Source organism: Streptomyces sp. MAI_2237, assembly GCF_054189285.1.
In genome coordinates this window covers 907,186-923,608 of sequence record NZ_JAJPGQ010000003.1, presented here as the reverse complement: position 1 = coordinate 923,608, position 16,423 = coordinate 907,186, and the positions used below count along the sequence as shown (strand labels likewise).

General features: G+C 72.9%; 15 protein-coding genes. 3 read left to right on the top strand and 12 right to left on the bottom strand.

The features are described from left to right. Window positions 1-4: 4 nt before the first annotated feature. Window positions 5-1,573 (bottom strand): protein kinase domain-containing protein, encoded by a 1,569-nt coding sequence (locus LN251_RS14525; protein ID WP_458244798.1) that lies wholly within the window; start codon window positions 1,571-1,573, stop codon window positions 5-7. 337 nt (window positions 1,574-1,910) lie between these two features. On the opposite strand from LN251_RS14525, the gene LN251_RS14520 reads away from it, so the two are divergent. Further along, window positions 1,911-3,542 (top strand): protein kinase domain-containing protein, encoded by a 1,632-nt coding sequence (locus LN251_RS14520; protein ID WP_458244797.1) that lies wholly within the window; start codon window positions 1,911-1,913, stop codon window positions 3,540-3,542. Between the two features lie 82 nt (window positions 3,543-3,624). On the opposite strand, the gene LN251_RS14515 is transcribed toward LN251_RS14520, so the two are convergent. Next, window positions 3,625-4,167, bottom strand: coding sequence for a bacterial proteasome activator family protein (locus LN251_RS14515; protein WP_458244796.1), 543 nt, complete (start codon window positions 4,165-4,167; stop codon window positions 3,625-3,627). Between the two features lie 86 nt (window positions 4,168-4,253). Continuing rightward, window positions 4,254-4,805: a PadR family transcriptional regulator gene (locus LN251_RS14510; RefSeq protein ID WP_458244795.1), complete on the bottom strand. Its 552-nt coding sequence runs from the start codon at window positions 4,803-4,805 to the stop codon at window positions 4,254-4,256. A gap of 79 nt (window positions 4,806-4,884) precedes the next feature. Here LN251_RS14510 and LN251_RS14505 point away from each other — a divergent pair, with 79 nt between their 5' ends. Further along, complete coding sequence (locus tag LN251_RS14505; RefSeq protein ID WP_458244794.1) at window positions 4,885-5,562, top strand: hypothetical protein; 678 nt, start codon at window positions 4,885-4,887, stop codon at window positions 5,560-5,562. A gap of 27 nt (window positions 5,563-5,589) precedes the next feature. Here LN251_RS14505 and LN251_RS14500 read toward each other — a convergent pair whose 3' ends face one another. From LN251_RS14500 to pdhA, 7 genes are all read right to left on the bottom strand, one after another. Next, window positions 5,590-6,567 (bottom strand): NAD(P)H-quinone oxidoreductase, encoded by a 978-nt coding sequence (locus tag LN251_RS14500; protein ID WP_458244793.1) that lies wholly within the window; start codon window positions 6,565-6,567, stop codon window positions 5,590-5,592. A 26-nt stretch (window positions 6,568-6,593) separates the two neighbouring features. Next, on the bottom strand, window positions 6,594-7,691 hold the full coding sequence (locus tag LN251_RS14495; protein ID WP_458244792.1) for a potassium channel family protein: 1,098 nt from the start codon (window positions 7,689-7,691) through the stop codon (window positions 6,594-6,596). Continuing rightward, entirely contained in the window at window positions 7,688-9,058 is a 1,371-nt protein-coding gene (locus LN251_RS14490) for a molybdopterin molybdotransferase MoeA (protein ID WP_458244791.1), read from the bottom strand. The genes LN251_RS14495 and LN251_RS14490 overlap by 4 nt, the downstream gene beginning before the upstream one ends. Continuing rightward, window positions 9,055-9,972, bottom strand: coding sequence for an NTP transferase domain-containing protein (locus tag LN251_RS14485; RefSeq protein ID WP_458244790.1), 918 nt, complete (start codon window positions 9,970-9,972; stop codon window positions 9,055-9,057). The genes LN251_RS14490 and LN251_RS14485 overlap by 4 nt, the downstream gene beginning before the upstream one ends. A 118-nt stretch (window positions 9,973-10,090) precedes the next feature. Beyond that, entirely contained in the window at window positions 10,091-11,455 is a 1,365-nt protein-coding gene (locus LN251_RS14480) for a dihydrolipoamide acetyltransferase family protein (protein ID WP_458244789.1), read from the bottom strand. Then, complete coding sequence (locus LN251_RS14475; protein WP_458244788.1) at window positions 11,455-12,459, bottom strand: alpha-ketoacid dehydrogenase subunit beta; 1,005 nt, start codon at window positions 12,457-12,459, stop codon at window positions 11,455-11,457. Before LN251_RS14475 ends, LN251_RS14480 begins: the two co-directional genes overlap by 1 nt. Beyond that, window positions 12,459-13,592 carry a pyruvate dehydrogenase (acetyl-transferring) E1 component subunit alpha gene (gene pdhA / locus LN251_RS14470; RefSeq protein WP_362984009.1) on the bottom strand — a complete coding sequence of 378 codons (1,134 nt, stop codon included), beginning with the start codon at window positions 13,590-13,592 and terminating at the stop codon, window positions 12,459-12,461. The genes LN251_RS14475 and pdhA overlap by 1 nt, the downstream gene beginning before the upstream one ends. Window positions 13,593-13,767: 175 nt before the next feature. Between pdhA and LN251_RS14465 the strand changes: the two genes are divergently transcribed. Then, entirely contained in the window at window positions 13,768-14,268 is a 501-nt protein-coding gene (locus LN251_RS14465; protein WP_458244787.1) for an Lrp/AsnC family transcriptional regulator, read from the top strand. A 2-nt stretch (window positions 14,269-14,270) separates the two neighbouring features. On the opposite strand, the gene LN251_RS14460 is transcribed toward LN251_RS14465, so the two are convergent. Both LN251_RS14460 and LN251_RS14455 read right to left on the bottom strand, forming a co-directional pair. Next, window positions 14,271-14,858, bottom strand: a complete 588-nt coding sequence (locus LN251_RS14460; RefSeq protein ID WP_458244786.1) for a TetR family transcriptional regulator — start codon at window positions 14,856-14,858, stop codon at window positions 14,271-14,273. Continuing rightward, the gene (locus LN251_RS14455) at window positions 14,855-16,372 is read right to left on the bottom strand and encodes a 3-hydroxyacyl-CoA dehydrogenase (protein ID WP_458244785.1); all 1,518 of its coding nucleotides are present in this window, start codon (window positions 16,370-16,372) and stop codon (window positions 14,855-14,857) included. Before LN251_RS14455 ends, LN251_RS14460 begins: the two co-directional genes overlap by 4 nt. Window positions 16,373-16,423: the final 51 nt, after the last annotated feature.

Here is a 16,423-nt window from a genome sequence, read left to right as displayed (position 1 = left end):
CCGGTCAGAGACCGCCCCCGAGGCCGGAGGTGCCGCCGTTGTCGGTGCCGGCCGTCGGGTCCGTCGCCGTGTCCGACGGGGCCGGCGGCGCGCTCGACGTCGGCGCCGAGGGCGTCGGGTCGCTCGTCGTCGGCTCGTTCGTCGGCTCGTCGCTCTTGGTGGCGGACGGCGTGGACGACGGGGTGTAGGACGGCGTGTAGTCGCCCGACCCGTTGCCCGAGGTGCCGTTGTCCGTGGACGTGTCCGTGGGCTGGTCGGTCGAGTCGTCGCTCGGCGTCTCGGAGGCCGTGTCGTCCTTGGTGGACTGCGAGGTGGTCGGTGACTTCGTGGGCTTCGCGCCGCCCTGGCCGCCGGTGTTCTGCAGGGCCAGCGCGACGCCCGCGGCGATCGCGATCACCGCGAGGACGGCCAGGATCCACAGCTTGCCGCGGCCGCTGCCCCGGTTGCCGTGCCCCTCGAAGCCGCCGTCGTCCCCGCCGCCGTAGCCCTGGGGCAGGATCTGCTGCGGGATCTGCGTGGTGCCCGCGCCGGAGTCGGCGGGGTGGGGCATCACGGTCGTACCGGCGAAGCCCGCGGCCGGGGTGTGGCGGCCCTCGTGCATGTCCACCGGGCCGGTGTTCCAGGTGCCGGTGTGGCCGCCCTGGTCGTAGAGCATCTGCAGGCCGTACTGGACCAGCCCGCGCATCTCCTCCGCGGTCTGGAAGCGGTCGTCGGGCTCCTTGGCGAGGGAGCGCATGACCAGGCCGTCCAGCTCCGGCGGACAGCCGCCGTTGGAGACCTGCGACGGCGGCACCGGGATGTCCTGGACGTGCTGGTAGACCACCGACAGCGGCGTCTCGCCGACGAACGGGGGCCGCAGCGCGAGGAGTTCGTAGAGCAGGCAGCCGGTCGCGTACAGGTCGGAGCGGTGGTCGACGGCCTTGCCGAGCGCCTGCTCCGGGGAGAGGTACTGCGGGGTGCCCATGACCATGCCGGTCTGCGTCATCGTCGTCGACGCGCCGTGCAGGGCGCGGGCGATGCCGAAGTCCATCACCTTGACGGCGCCGTTGTGGGTGATGATGACGTTCGCCGGCTTGATGTCGCGGTGCACGATGCCGTGCTGGTGCGAGTAGGCCAGCGCCTCCAGGACACCGGAGACGATGATCAGCGCCTGCTCGGGGCCCGGAGCCTCGGCGTTGAGCAGCAGGTCGCGGATGGTGCGGCCCTCGACGATCTCCATGACGATGTAGGGGACGCTCTGCCCGCCCACGTAGTCCTCGCCGGAGTCGTACACGGCGACGATGGAGTGGTGGTTGAGACCGGCGACCGACTGCGCCTCACGCGTGAAGCGGGCCTTGGAGACCGGATCCTCGGCGAGGTCGGCGCGCAGCAGCTTCACCGCGACGGTGCGCCCCAGACGCACGTCCTCGGCGGCGAACACCTCCGCCATGCCGCCCCGCCCGAGTCTGCGGGTCAGCCGATATCGGCCGTCGCCGACCAGCCCGCCGTTGCCCCACATCTCCGGCGCATCTGACATACCGCCGCCAGTCGCCTCGGGGTCGGACGGGCCCTGAGCGCGCTGCTGCTGCTCCATCAGTCCTCGCCGTCGTTTCTGCCCGCGGTGCGCGCGGTGTTGTTACGGTCTCCGTCGGCCACGCTACAGCCTCGACGCAAGCAGCCGGTCCGAGAAGGGGACCGGAACCGGCACGAGACGGACCGGCCATCAAACCGTCACCCGATGCCTGCGTGCAAATCCTGTGTACCGGCCGTACAGCCTCTGTAACGCTCGCGCGACGCTTCTTTCGCGTACGGTCACGGATCGGGCACCGCGCTTGACGTGTCAGTGCCCTGGGGCAGACTTGGCCGGGAATGAGCCATTCGATCAACAACGAGCGGGCCGGCGCCGGAAGGCCGATGGGGGACACGGACACATGAGCCAGGACGGCGCACAGGACCGGTACGCGGGTCAGTCGCTCGCCGGCGGCCGCTATCAGCTGCGCGACTTGCTCGGCCAGGGCGGCATGGCCTCCGTGCACCTCGCCTACGACTCGGTGCTCGACCGGCAGGTCGCGATCAAGACCCTGCACACCGAACTGGGCCGCGAACAGGCCTTCCGCGAGCGCTTCCGCCGTGAGGCGCAGGCGGTGGCCAAGCTCACGCACACCAACATCGTCTCCGTCTTCGACACCGGCGAGGACACCGTCTCCGACGCCACCACGCCGTACATCGTCATGGAGTACGTCGAGGGCCGCCCGCTCGGCTCCGTGCTCGACGAGGACGTACGGCAGCACGGCGCGATGCCCGCCGACAAGGCGCTCAAGGTCACCGCGGACGTGCTGGCCGCGCTGGAGATCAGCCACGAGATGGGCCTGGTCCACCGGGACATCAAGCCGGGCAACGTGATGGTGACCAAGCGCGGCGTGGTCAAGGTGATGGACTTCGGCATCGCCCGCGCCATGCAGTCCGGCGTCACCTCCATGACGCAGACCGGCATGGTCGTCGGCACCCCGCAGTACCTCTCGCCCGAGCAGGCCCTCGGCCGCGGCGTCGACGCCCGCTCCGACCTGTACTCGGTCGGCATCATGCTCTTCCAACTGGTCACCGGGCGGCTGCCGTTCGACGCGGACTCGCCGCTCGCCATCGCCTACGCGCACGTGCAGGAGGAGCCGGTCGCGCCCTCCTCGATCAACCGCTCGCTTCCGCCCGCGGTGGACGCGCTGATCGCCCGCGCGCTGAAGAAGAACCCGAACGAACGCTTCCCGAACGCCGTCGCCATGCGCGACGAGTGCCTGCGCGTGGCCGCCTCCTTCCAGCCCGCCCCGCCGAGCATCGTCACCGGCACGCCGAGCGTGAGCGGCGCCGGTGTCGGAGCCGCGGTGTTCCCGCCGGTCAGCCAGGCGACCCCGCCGCCCGGCCCGGTCCAGACGCCGTACCGGCCGACGCCGGTCCCCAACCCGTACGGCACGCCCGCGCCGGCCCCGTCCTACGGCTATCCGCAGCAGGGCGGCTACCAGACCCCGGCGCCCTACGCCCAGCACCCGCAGACCCCGCCGCCGTACAACCTGACGCCCCAGCCGACGACGAACGTCCCCTCGCCGGGCGACCGGGGCAACAAGCCGGTGATCGTCATCTCGATCATCGTCGGGATCGTCGCCGTCACCGGTCTGCTGGCGGCCCTGCTGCTCAACAGCGGCGGGGGCAACCACGACACCACGGGCGGCAGCGGCGGTTCCAGCGCCGAACCGACCACGTCGACCACGCACGCGGCGGACTACCGCGGACCGGACAAGACCAAGGTGATCGACAAGACGGAGTGCACGGACCCGCAGGAGTCGTACACCGACGAGAACAAGATCCAGATCCCGGACTTCCGGTTCAAGTACATCGACTCGGTGAAGGCCTGCCTGGACGCGGCGGGCTGGTCGTACAAGATCGAGAACTACGACGAGAACACCTTCGGCGAGGGCGCGGTCATCGACCAGGACCCGGCGGCCGACTCGGACGTCGACCCGGACAACATGCCGACGATCACGCTCCAGGTCTCGACCGGCAACCCGTCCTGACCCCACCCGCACGGACGAGGGGCCCGGCAGCCAACCGGCTGCCGGGCCCTGTTCCTGTACGTCTGAACAAGAGCGCGCGTCCCTACAGGTACGGTCCGCCCGAACGGCCTCCCGCGTGGCCGTCCTCGCCCATCTCGTTACCGCCGACGCCCGGCGGAAGGGCGCGGCGCATCTGCTCCAGCTGGGCCCGCGCGGCCATCTGCTGGGCGAACAGCGTGGTCTGGATGCCGTGGAAGAGGCCTTCCAGCCAGCCCACCAACTGGGCCTGCGCGATCCGCAGTTCGGCGTCGCTCGGGGTGCCCTCGTCGTGGAACGGCAGGGAAAGCCGCTCCAGCTCCTCGACGAGTTCCGGGGCCAGACCGTCCTCCAGCTCCTTGACCGAGCTGCGGTGGATGTCCTTGAGCCGGGCCCGGCTCGCCTCGTCCAGAGGAGCCGCGCGCACCTCCTCCAGGAGCTGCTTGATCATGCTGCCGATCCGCATGACCTTGGCCGGCTGCTCGACCTGCTCCGTCACCGGAATCTCGCGGGAGTCGTCGTCGCCTCCGCCGCCAATCGCCATGCCGTCCTGGCCCACGACCAGGATCTGTGGATTCTCCGGCGACCGTTCGTTCCTCGGCATCTCCATGCCGCCATTCTCTCGCACCCGTGCATCTCATCACCGTGGTGCCCCCCGTGAAAGGTGATCCACCGTTCAGGTGCGCGGGATTTCGTTCAGCCGCCGCCCTCCTTGGTGACCGTCAGCCGCAGCAGCCGGGTCTCGCAGTGCTCCAACCAGCGGATCTCGGCCTCCGTGTGGCAGATCAGCTGCTCCAGCACCAGCAGCCGGGCCACCTCGTCCGTCCGGGCGGGCGCCTGCGACAGCACCTGGGCCCGCTGCCGTACGTACTCGTGCAACGCGTCCGTCGCGTGCCGGCGCTGCGCCTCGACGACCTGCCGTATGTCGACGCCGGGCGTCCCCACCGCCATGGCCAGCTTGATCGCCAGCTCGTCGCGCGGCGGACTGGCCCGCTCCACGGGCCGGGCGAACCAGGCCCGCAGCTCGGCCCGCCCGGCCGGTGTGAGCGCGTACAGCACCCGCCCGGCCTCGTCCTCACCCTCCTGCACGACCATGCCGTCCCGCTCCAGCCGGCCGAGCGTCGTGTAGACCTGCCCGATGTTGAGCGGCCAGGTCGCCCCCGTGCGCTCCTCGAACTCGGTCCGCAGCCGCGAGCCGTAGCGGGGGCCGCGTTCCAGGAGCGCCAGGAGCCCGTGACGTATCGACATACCCGGATTGTGCAGCGAGTTCTGTTTGTTTGGCCGATCCCGGAATGCCGGACGGGCGCCACGGTGTGACGCTGGTCACGTGACTCGATGGGTGCGTGACGCGGGGGCGACGGGACTGCTGGTGGCGTTGGGCGTGCTGGGTGCGGGCGGGGTGTCGTCCGCGGGTGTTCCGGCGGCCGGGGACGGCGACGGATTCGGACATCCCGGGCCGTACGCCGCCGCGGGCCCGGGGCGCTCGGGCTCGCAGTGGGCCAGCGGCCGGGAGACGGGCGCGCCGGGGCCCGACCGGGCGCACGAGAGCGCATCGGCGCGGCCGGGAGCCCCCGAGCGCCCCGTCCCGTCGCACGAGGCCGTACGGCCGCCCGGCCCCGGGCCCTCCCGGGAGGCGTGGGCCGCCGAACCGTCACGGGCCGGGAGTGTGGCCGGGGAGGGGCGGCAGCGGCCCGGACGGCCGGAGGAGGAGACGCCCACGGCCGATCCGGCGGACCAGGAGCCGGACCAGGACCAGGCGACCACGGCCGATCCGGAGCAGAACGCGGACGACGGCGGCGCCGTCGAGAGCCCGGAGGCCGTCGGGTCCGCCCCGGCCGGTCAGGTCACCCCCGGGGCCTCGTCCGGAGCGGCCCGGCAGGCCGTCACGCGCGCCGTGGCGCCCGCCGAGCCCGTCCTGCGGATCCTGCCGCTGGGCAGCGGCCTGGTCCTGATCGGGCTCGGCCTGGGGCTCGCCTTCATCGGGCTGAGACTGCGCCGGGTCTAGGGCCTGGGGCCTGGGGGGCCTGGGGCCTCACACCACCAGCAGGACCTTCCCCATGTGCCCGCTCTCCTCCACCACGCGGTGCGCGGCCGCCGCGTCGCTCATCGGTACCTCGCGGTCGACGACCGGGCGGACGTGGCCCGCGGCCAGCAGCGGCCAGACGTGTTCGCGTACGGCCGCCACGATCGCCGCCTTCTCACCCAGCGGACGGGCCCGCAGCGAGGTCGCGCTGATGGCGGCGCGCTTGTTCAGCAGCGCGGCGATGTTCAGCTCGCCCTTGATGCCGCCCTGCATGCCGATGATCGCGAGACGGCCGTTGACGGCGAGGGTCTGGACGTTGCGGTCGAGGTACTTGGCACCCATGTTGTCGAGGATGACGTCGGCACCGGCCCCGTCCGTCGCTCGCGCGATCTCCTCGACGAAGTCCTGCTCCTTGTAGTTGACCAGGATGTCGGCGCCCAGCTCGGCGCAGCGGTCCAGCTTCTCCTTGGTGCCCGCGGTGACGGCGACCTTGGCGCCGACGGCCTTGGCGAGCTGGATCGCCATCGTGCCGATACCGCTGGAGCCGCCGTGCACCAGCAGCGTCTCGCCCGGCCGCAGGTGAGCGATCATGAAGACGTTCGACCAGACGGTGGACACCACCTCCGGGAGCGCGGCCGCCTGCCGCAGTTCCACGCCCTCGGGCACCGGCAGCAGCTGGCCGGCCGGAACGAGGACCTTCTCGGCGTAGCCGCCGCCCGAGAGCAGCGCGCACACCTCGTCGCCGACGGACCAGCCGGAGACGCCCGAGCCGAGCGCGGCGACCCGTCCGGAGCACTCCAGGCCCGGGTACCGGGACGCGCCGGGCGGCGGGTCGTAGAAGCCCTGCCGCTGCAGGATGTCGGCGCGGTTGACGGCACTGGCCACCACCTCGACCAGGACCTCGCCCTCACCGGGCTCCGGATCGGGGACCTCGTCCCACACCAGCGCCTCGGGTCCACCAGGTTCGGGAATCGTGATCGCATGCATGAAGGCGACGCTACCCCCCGGTCGCCTCAGTCCCGCGGTATGGGACGCACGTCCGGCGTGACCTTCGCGTCGGGCGTCGCCCGCACGATCGTGATCAGACGGTCCGTCAACTGCAGCGTGCCGACCGCGGGATCGTCGTATCCGAGCACCCGGTGCCCGCGTACGACGCTCACCACCAGGTCGTCGGTCTCCCGGGGGCCCCTGCCCACCTCGGCCTTCACGACCGGCCGTTCGACGATGTCGAGCCCGCTGCCCTGCTGGATGAGGTCCTCCATCACCATGCCGGCGGCAGGGCTGAGCACGGACAGGCCGAGCAGCCGGCCGGCCGCGCTGGCGCTGGTGATGACCGCGTCGGCACCGGACTGCTGCAGCAGCGGGGCGTTCTCCTCCTCGCGCACCGCGGCGACGATCTTCGCCCCTCGGTTGAGCTGCCGGGCCGTCAGCGTCACCAGCACCGCCGTGTCGTCGCGCTGGGTCGCGATGATGATCTGCCGGGCCCGGTGCACCTCGGCCCGCTTCAGCACCTCGCTGCGGGTCGCGTCGCCTATGACACCCGCGTAGCCGTCGGCCGTCGCGGCGTCGATCACCTTGGAGCTGGGGTCGACCACGACGACCTGCTCCTTCCGCAGCCCCGTCGCGCAGACGGTCTGGATCGCCGAGCGCCCCTTCGTCCCGAAGCCGACGACGACGGTGTGATCGCGCAAGGCGGACCTCCAGCGGTTCAGGCGCCACTCCTCGCGGGTCCGTTCGGTGAGGACCTCGAGGGTGGTGCCGACCAGGATGATCAGGAAGAGCACGCGCAGGGGCGTGATGACGAAGATGTTGGTGAGCCGGGCGGCGTCGCTGACCGGGGTGACGTCGCCGTATCCGGTGGTGGAGAGGGTGACGGTGGCGTAGTAGAAGGCGTCGAGCAGGTCGACCGAGCCGTCGGAGTTGTCGTTGTAGCCGTCGTGGTCGGCGTAGACGATGAAGGCGGTCGCGACCAGCACGAGCAGGGCCAGCGACAGCCGCTTGGCGACCTGCCGGATCGGCCGTTCGACCACCTTGCGCGGAAGTTTCACCCGATGGGTCACGAGATGTTCGTCCGCCTGGCGGGCGATCGCGTCATGGCCCGGAAGTTTCACGTGAAACACACTCCGATTCCGGCGGACGCCCAGGGCAGGTAGAGGAGTTCGAGCTCCTCACCCGCGCGGGCTCCGCCGGGCGGTACGACGGCGAGGGCGTCGGCCGCCGCGATGCCGCGCAGCATGGCCGGGCCGTTGTAGTGCAGCGGCACGGCCCGGTCCCCGCGCAGCACGACGGGGATGAGCCGGGTGTCGTACGGATGCCCGTGGGCCTCGTCCCGCAGCGGCAGCGTGTAGGTCTCCCGGTCGGGGCGGCCCGCGAGGGTGCGCAGCAGGGGCTCGGCGAGCGTGAGCAGGCCGGAGACGGCGGCCAGGGGGTTGCCGGGGAGGCCGACGAGATGCCGGCCTTCGGCGACGCGGGCCAGCAGCATGGGGTGGCCGGGGCGCACCTTGACGCCGTCCACGAGCAGTTCGGCGCCGATGCGTTCGAGGATGGGGTGGACGTGGTCGACCGGTCCGGCGGCGGTGCCGCCGGTGGTGACGATCAGGTCCGCGGTGGAGCCGGTGACGGCCTTGTGCAGGGCCTTCGCGTCGTCGCCGAGCCTGCGTACGGCGGTGACCTCCGCGCCGAGTGCCCGCAGCCAGGGAGGGAGCATCGGGCCGAGGGCGTCCCTGATCAGGCCGTCGCGCGGGCGGCCCTCGGTCAGCAACTCGTCGCCGAGGACGAGGACTTCGACCCGCGGGCGGGGGACGGCGGCGAGGGTGTCGTAGCCGGCGGCCGCGGCAAGGCCGAGAACGGCCGGGGTCACGACGGTGCCGACGGGCAGGAGCCGGTCGCCGGAGCGGCACTCCTGACCGCGGGGGCGGATGTCCTGGCCGTGGTGCATGTCGCGCAGGGCGTGCAGACGGCCCTGGGCGTCGGTGCGGCCGTGCTCGGTGCGCAGGACGGCGGTGGTGTCCGGGGGGATCCGGGCGCCGGTGGCGATAGGGACGGCCTCGCCGTCGGTGAGCCGCTGCGGTTCGGCGTGCCCGGCCAGCACGCCCTCGTCCCGTACGTCCCAGGGGCCGGGGCCGGCGACCGCCCAGCCGTCCATCGCCGAGGTGTCGAAGGAGGGCAGGTCGGTGAGGGCGTCGAGCGGGGCTGCGAGGACGAGGCCGAGGGCCGCGTCGAGGGGCACCGAGACCGGGCCGCGGCGTGCGGCGGGGCTGCCGGAGCAGGCCGCCCCCACGGCGATGGCACGGGCCTCGGGCCAGGGGGTGGTCCGGTGGTGGGCGTCCGGGGTGCCGGGACCGGCCGGGCGGGTGCGCTGCGCGGCGGGCGAGGGCACGTGGCCGCCGGGGCCGTTGTACTCGTTCACGAGCGCCAGCACCTCCTCGACGTCGAGGTCCTCGGCGTCCTCGCCGGTCCGGGTGGAGCGGGCGGTCATCCGGCGTCCGGCCGGGTGTCCGGCGTGGCGTCCGGGGCGGCGTCGGCCTTGGCGTCGGCGGCCTCCTCGGCCCAGCGCAGGGCCAGGGCGGCGGCCTTGCGGGACGCCTCGGCGACGGCGTCGGGGCCGCCCCCGGCCCGGCCGGCGGCGTAGCCGACGAGGAAGGTGGTCAGCGGTGCCGCGGGCCGGGCCACGCCGTGGGCGGCGTCGCGGGCGAGGTCGAGCAGGACGCCGGTGTCGACGTCGAGGTCGACGCCCAGCTCGTCCTTGGCTGCGGAAATCCATTCATCCAACACGTGCCCATGCTCCCTGATGCGTGCCCTGGCGGTGGCGATGTCGTCCCAGGTGTCGCAGTCGAAGGACGCGACGGGGTCGGGGACGCGGGTGAGGTCGAGGCCGGCGGTCAGCCGGCGGAGGGGAAGGCCGGTGAGGCCGGTGTGCTCCTCGGTGAGACGGGACAGCTCGCGGTGCAACGCGTGACTGCGGTAGGCGGCCACGAGGGGCTGGTCACGGCCGTCGGCGTCGGCGAGAAGGGCGCCGTCGGCGGTGCCCGCGCGCAGGTCCGCCAGCAGCCGCCGCACCGTCGGCGCGGCGAGGAACGGCAGGTCGGCGGAGAGGACGACGACCTGTCCGGCGGTGGTCCGGCGCAGCCCGGCGGCGAGTGCGGCGAGCGGACCGCCGCCCGGCGGGTCCTCGCGGGCCCACAGCACGGGCCGCGGGGTGGGGCGGGGGTCGGCCACGACGACGGTCGTGCGCGCGTCGGCGCAGGCGGCGAGCACCCGGTCGAGCAGCGCGCGCCCGCCGACGCGCACCCCGGGTTTGTCCGCGCCGCCGAGCCGCCGCGCGGCGCCCCCGGCGAGCACGACGGCGTCGTACGCCGTGCCGGGGACGTCCGAGCGCTCGTACGTGGTCACCCCATGAGTATGCGGGCCGTCGCGATCACAGGGAACGTGCGGGTGGCCCCCGCGTCACAGGGTGCGCAGGGGCGTCCTCCGCCGCGTCACGGGATGCGCGGGGGCGTCCTGCGCCGCGTCACAGGGTGCGCAGCAGCACCGCCGGCTGTTCCACGCAGTCCGCGACGTACCGCAGGAAGCCGCCCGCCGTGCCGCCGTCGCACACCCGGTGGTCGAAGGTGAGGGAGAGCTGGACGACCTGGCGCACCGCCAGCTCGCCCTCGTGCACCCATGGCTTGGGGACGATGCGGCCGACGCCGAGCATGGCGGCCTCGGGGTGGTTGATGATCGGCGTGGAGCCGTCGACGCCGAACACGCCGTAGTTGTTCAACGTGAAGGTGCCGCCGGTGAGCTCCCCGGGCGTGAGGCTGCCCGTACGAGCCGCCTCGGTCAGCCGGGCGAACTCCGCGGTGAGCGACTCGGCGTCGCGCGCGTGGGCGTCCCGTACGACCGGGACGACCAGGCCACGTTCGGTCTGCGCGGCGAAGCCGAGGTGCACGCGGTCGAGCCGGACGACCTCCCTGGCGGCCGTGTCCACCGTGGAGTTGAGCTCGGGGAACCGGGCGAGGGCGGCGGTGCAGATCCTGGCCAGGAGGGCGATCAGGGAGATCTTGGCACCGCCCGCCGCGTTAATCGCGGCACGCGCCCGCATGAGCTCGGTCGCGTCGGCGTCCACCCAGCAGGTCGCGTCCGGGATCTCGTGCCGGCTGCGGGAGAGCTTGTCGGCGACGGCACCGCGGATTCCCTTGAGGGGGATGCGGGTCTCTCCGGTGGCGGCCGGCGCGGTCATCTGGGCGGCCGGGGCGGGGGCCGGTGCCGTGGGACGTTGCGCGGCGGCCCGCAACGCGTGCTCGACGTCGGCGCGCAGGATCAGCCCGTCGGGGCCGGAGCCCGTCAACTCGCGCAGATCCAGGCCGTTCTCGCGGGCGAGGCGGCGGACGAGGGGCGAGATGACCGGTACGGGGCCGTCGGGCCTGACCGGGTTCGAGGCGACGGCCGTCGCCGCCGTGCCGTTGTGCCACTGCGGCCCCCGTCCCACGGCGGGCGCGACCCTGCCGTCGGCACCGTCGTCCGCGGGTCCCCCGGCCGGCCGGCCCGGCACCGTCTGCCGCACCCGCCGCCTGCGCGCCGGAGGCGCGCCCGTGCCGTATCCCACCAGCACGTTGCCGGACCCCTCGCCCTCGTCGCCGGAGGACTGCGGGCCCACCGCCACCGTCAGCAGCGGGGCGCCGACGGGCAGTTCGGTGCCCTCCTCGCCGAAGCGGGCGGTGACCACGCCGCCGTAGGGGCAGGGCACCTCGACCATCGCCTTGGCCGTCTCGACCTCGACGACGGGCTGGTCGATCGCGACGACGTCGCCGACCTGCACCAGCCAGCGCACGATCTCCGCCTCGGTCAGCCCCTCCCCGAGGTCGGGCAGCTTGAACTCCAGCACCTGTGCCATCAGCTCTCGGCCTCCCACTGCAGACGCCCGACGGCGTCCAGGATCCGGTCCACGCCGGGCAGGTGGTGACGCTCCAGCATCGGCGGCGGATACGGGATGTCGAACCCGGCCACCCGCAGCACGGGCGCCTCCAGGTGGTGGAAGCAGCGCTCGGTGACACGGGCCGCGATCTCGCCGCCCGGGCCGCCGAAGCCGCCCGACTCGTGCACGACGACCGCGCGCCCGGTGCGCCGCACCGACTCGGCGACCGTCTCGTCGTCGAACGGCACCAGCGAGCGCAGGTCGACGACCTCCAGGTCCCAGCCCTCGGCTCGCGCCGCCTCGGCGGCCTCCAGGCAGACGGGCACCGACGGCCCGTACGTGATGAGCGTGGCGCTCCGGCCCGGACGCCGGACCACGGCGCGGCCTATCGGCTCGACGGCCGCCGGTTCCTCGGGGTTCCAGGTGTCCTTCGACCAGTACAGCCGCTTGGGTTCGAGGAAGACGACGGGGTCGTCGGAGGCGATCGCGGCGCGCAGCAGGCCGTAGGCGTCGGCGACCGTGGCGGGCGTGACGACATGGAGCCCCGGAGTCGCCATGTAGTACGCCTCGGAGGAGTCGCTGTGGTGCTCGACGCCGCCGATGCCGCCGCCGTAGGGGACACGGATGGTGATCGGCAGGGGCATGGCCCCGCGGGTGCGGTTGCGCATGCGGGAGACGTGGCTGATGAGCTGCTCGAACGCCGGGTAGGCGAACGCGTCGAACTGCATCTCCACCACGGGGCGCAGGCCGTACATCGCCATGCCGACCGCCGTGCCGAGGATGCCGGCCTCGGCGAGCGGGGTGTCGGTGCAGCGGTCCTCGCCGAACTCCTTCGCGAGCCCGTCGGTGACGCGGAAGACACCGCCGAGGGTGCCGACGTCCTCGCCCATGACGTGCACGGACGGGTCGGCGGCCATGGCGTCGCGCAACGCGCGCGTGAGGGCCTGCGCCATGGTGGCCGGCTTGAGGGCGACGGTGGTCATCAGTGGCCGCCTTCCTGTTCCGCCGCGAGCTCGGCCGCCAGCATGGCCTGCTGCTCGCGCAGTTGCGGGGTGGGCTCGGCGTAGACGTGGGCGAAGAGGTCCATGGGGTCGAGCACCGGGTCCTGGTTCATGCGTTCACGCAGGTCGGCGGCCATGGTCTCGGCGTCCTCGCGGGCCTGGCGCACACCGTCCTCGTCGATGAGGCCGCGCGTCGTCAGCTCGTGCTCCAAAAGGGTGATCGGGTCGTGCGCGCGCCAGGCCTCGACCTCGGCGTCGCCCCGGTAGCGGGTGGCGTCGTCGGCGTTGGTGTGGGCGTCCATGCGGTACGTGATCGCCTCGACCAGCGTGGGTCCGCCGCCCTCGCGGGCGTGCCGTACGGCGTCGGTGAGGACCTCGTGCACGGCGGCCGCGTCGTTGCCGTCGACCAGGCGGCCGGGCATGCCGTAGCCGACGGCCTTGTGGGCCAGCGACGGTGCCGCCGTCTGCTTGGCGAGGGGGACGGAGATCGCGAAGCCGTTGTTCTGGACCAGGAAGACGACCGGGGCCTGCCAGACGGCGGCGAAGTTCAACGCCTCGTGGAAGTCGCCCTCGCTGGTGCCGCCGTCGCCGACCATGGCGAGCGCGACGACGTCGTCGCCCTTGAGACGGGCGGCGTGCGCGAGCCCGACGGCGTGCGGGAGCTGGGTGGCGAGCGGCGTCGACAGGGGCGCCACGCGGTGCTCGCGCGGGTCGTAGCCGGTGTGCCAGTCGCCGCGCAGCAGGGTGAGTGCCTGGACGGGGTCCAGGCCGCGGGCCACTGCGGCAAGGGTGTCGCGGTAACTGGGGAAGAGCCAGTCACGCTCCTCCAGGGCGAGCGCGGCGGCGACCTCGCAGGCCTCCTGACCGGTGGTGGAGGGGTAGACGGCGAGCCTGCCCTGCTTGGTGAGCGCGGTGGCCTGCGCGTTGTAACGACGGCCGCGCACCAGCTCGGCGTACAGGCGGCGCAGCAGCGCCGGGTCGGCCTTCGCCGCCCGCTCGGTGCCCAGAACGCGGTAGGGCTCCGCGTCGGGCAGCAGCGGCGCGGGGTCGGTGCGGGGCTGCCAGGCGGGCGGCGGCGATGGCCGATACGCGCCCCGCTGCTCCATGACCGTCATGACGGCACCTCCTCGTGGGAGCGGCTACGGGAGGCGCGTCGGCTGTGACCCGCCTCACCTACCGATTGTTCGGTCGTCGGCACATTTTGGCTACAGGCCCCTTCAGGCTGTGGACAATCGGTTCTGCACAACCTCAAATGAACGCAGTACGTCCATGGTAGGGAGGCGGGGGGACATGGCACCTGAACAAATGGCCGAGGGACCGCAGGACGCGGTCCCCCTGCCACCGCCTCGTCCCCTCGACGCGATCGATCTGGACATCCTGCAGATGCTCCAGGCGGACGGCCGGGCGTCGATACGTTCGGTCGCCGAACGGGTCCACGTCTCGCGCGCCAACGCCTACGCCCGCATCAACCGCCTCCTGGAGGACGGCGTCATCCGCGGTTTCGGCGCCCGCGTCGACCACGAGCGCGCCGGTCAGGGCACGTCGGCGTACATCACCCTGAAGATCGTCCAGAACTCCTGGCGCACGGTGCGCGAACAGCTCAGGCAGCTGCCCGGCGCCTCGCACATCGCCCTGGTGGGCGGCGACTTCGACGTGCTGCTCCTGGTGCACACCTCGGACAACAGGGCCCTGCGCGAACTGGTCCTGACCCGTCTGCAGGCCATGCCGGAGGTCCTGAGCACCCGCACGCTGCTGGTGTTCGAGGAGGAGGACCTGGAGCCGCAGGGCTGACCTCAGGGGCGGCGCAGCCCCGAGAACACCAGCTGCACGACGGCGTCCGCCACTTCGAGCTCGTTCATCCCCCGCCCGTCCGGGCGGTACCACTCCACGATGGAATTGATCATCCCGAAGACCAGCCGGGTGGCGAGGCGCACCTCCACGTCGCCGCGCACGTCCCCGTCGGCGGCCGCGGCCTTCAGCAGCTCGGCGACCCGGTGGTCGAAGTCGCGGCGGCGCTCCAAGGCCCATCGCTCGGTGTCGGTGTTGCCGCGCACCCGCAGCAGCAGGGTGACGTACGGGAGCTCGCCGATCAGCACCTCGACCATGCGCCGGACGACGTACTCCAGCCGGCCGGAGGCCCGCCCCACGCGCGCGTGCTCCTCGTCGAGGATGCCGAACAGCCCGTCCAGCGCGCGGCTGACGGCCCGGCGCAGCAGCTCCTCCTTGCCGGCCACGTGGTGGTAGATCGACGACTTGGAGATGCCGGCCGCCCGGGAGAGGTGCTCCATGGAGGTGCCGTCGTAGCCGCGCTCGTTGAAGACCTGCACGGCGACGGAGAGCAGCGTCTCCGGGGTGTACGTGTCGCGCTTGGCCGTGGTCATGACTGGCTGCCCTCCCGCTTGTCGGAGGCGTACGCGTGGCGGTACAGCGCGAGGGAGGGCGCGTAGCGGCCGGAGGGGTCGCGCAGGTGCAGGTCGTCGAGGAGGGCGTAGGCCCAGTTGCGGCCCAGCCTGCGGCTCCACTCGAAGGGACCGAGGGGGTAGTTGACGCCCAGGCGCATCGCCGTGTCGATGTCCTCCTGCGTGGCCACCCCCTTGGCGACCGCGTCGTGCGCGAGGTCGACGATGCGGGCGACCGTGCGGGCCACGATCATCCCCGGCACGTCCCCGATGAGGCTGACGTCCTTGCCGAGCGCCTGGAAGAGGCCGGTGGCCTCGGCGAGGGTCTGCGGGGCGGTGTCCTGGGAAGCGGACAGGGCGATACGGGTGGCACGGCGGTAGTCCAGGGCGAGGTCGAAGTAGACGACGTCCCGGAACTCGACCGAGGTCTGGCCGTCGGCGAGCGCCAGCTGGCCGCCGCCGGGCAGCACCAGCCGGGTGCCGTGGTCCTCTTCCTCCTCGCGGACCTGGATGCCCGCCTCCCGGATCAGCCCGAGCAGGTCGCCCGCGGGGCCCAGGTCGCCCTCGGCGACCACGTACGCGGGCGGCTGCGCCTTCTCCGCGGTGTGCGGTTCGGGGCGGTCGGCGCCGTCGGCGTAGTCGTACCAGCCGTGCCCGCTCTTGCGACCCAGCCGGCCCGACTCGACCAGGCGGCGCTGGGCGAGCGAGGGCGTGAAGCGGACGTCCTGGAAGAAGCTCTGCCACACCGAGTGCGTGACGGACTCGTTGACGTCCTGGCCGATGAGGTCGGTCAGCTCGAAGGCACCCATCCGGAAGCCGCCCGACTCGCGCAGGATCGCGTCGATGGTGGCGGGGTCGGCGCCCTGGGCCTCGTAGACCGCGAAGGCCTCGGCGTAGAACGGCCGGGCGATGCGGTTGACGATGAAACCGGGGGTGTCGGCGCAGGCGACCGGCGTCTTGCCCCAGGCGCGCGCCATCTCGTACGCGCGCGTGGTCGAGGTGACGTCGGTGGCGAAGCCGGAGACGACCTCGACCAGCGGCAGCAGCGGCGCGGGGTTGAAGAAGTGCAGGCCGACGAACCGGCCCGGATGGCGCAGGGCGCCGCCGATCGCGGTGACCGACAGCGACGAGGTGTTGGTCGCGAGCAGACAGTCCTCGTCGACGATGCCCTCGAGCGCCCGGAACAGGTCCTGCTTGGCGTCCAGCCGCTCCTGGACCGCCTCGACGACCAGGGAGCAGTCGGCGAGCTCGGCGAGGTCGGAGGCGGGCAGCAGGCGCTCCCGTGCGGCGTCGCGCTCGGCGCCGGTGAGCCGGTCCTTCTCGACGAGCCGGTCGAGGCGGGCGCCGATGGCGTCGGCGGCCTCCCGGGCCCGCCCGGCGAGGGCGTCGTACAACCGTACGCGGTGGCCGGCGACCAGCGCGACCTGGGCGATGCCCTGGCCCATGGTGCCGGTGCCGACGACGGCCACGGGGCTGCTGAGGTCCAGTGCTGTCATGTGCGCGATCCTCCCGCACGGGGATTTCCACAGATGCGGCGGACCCCCTTG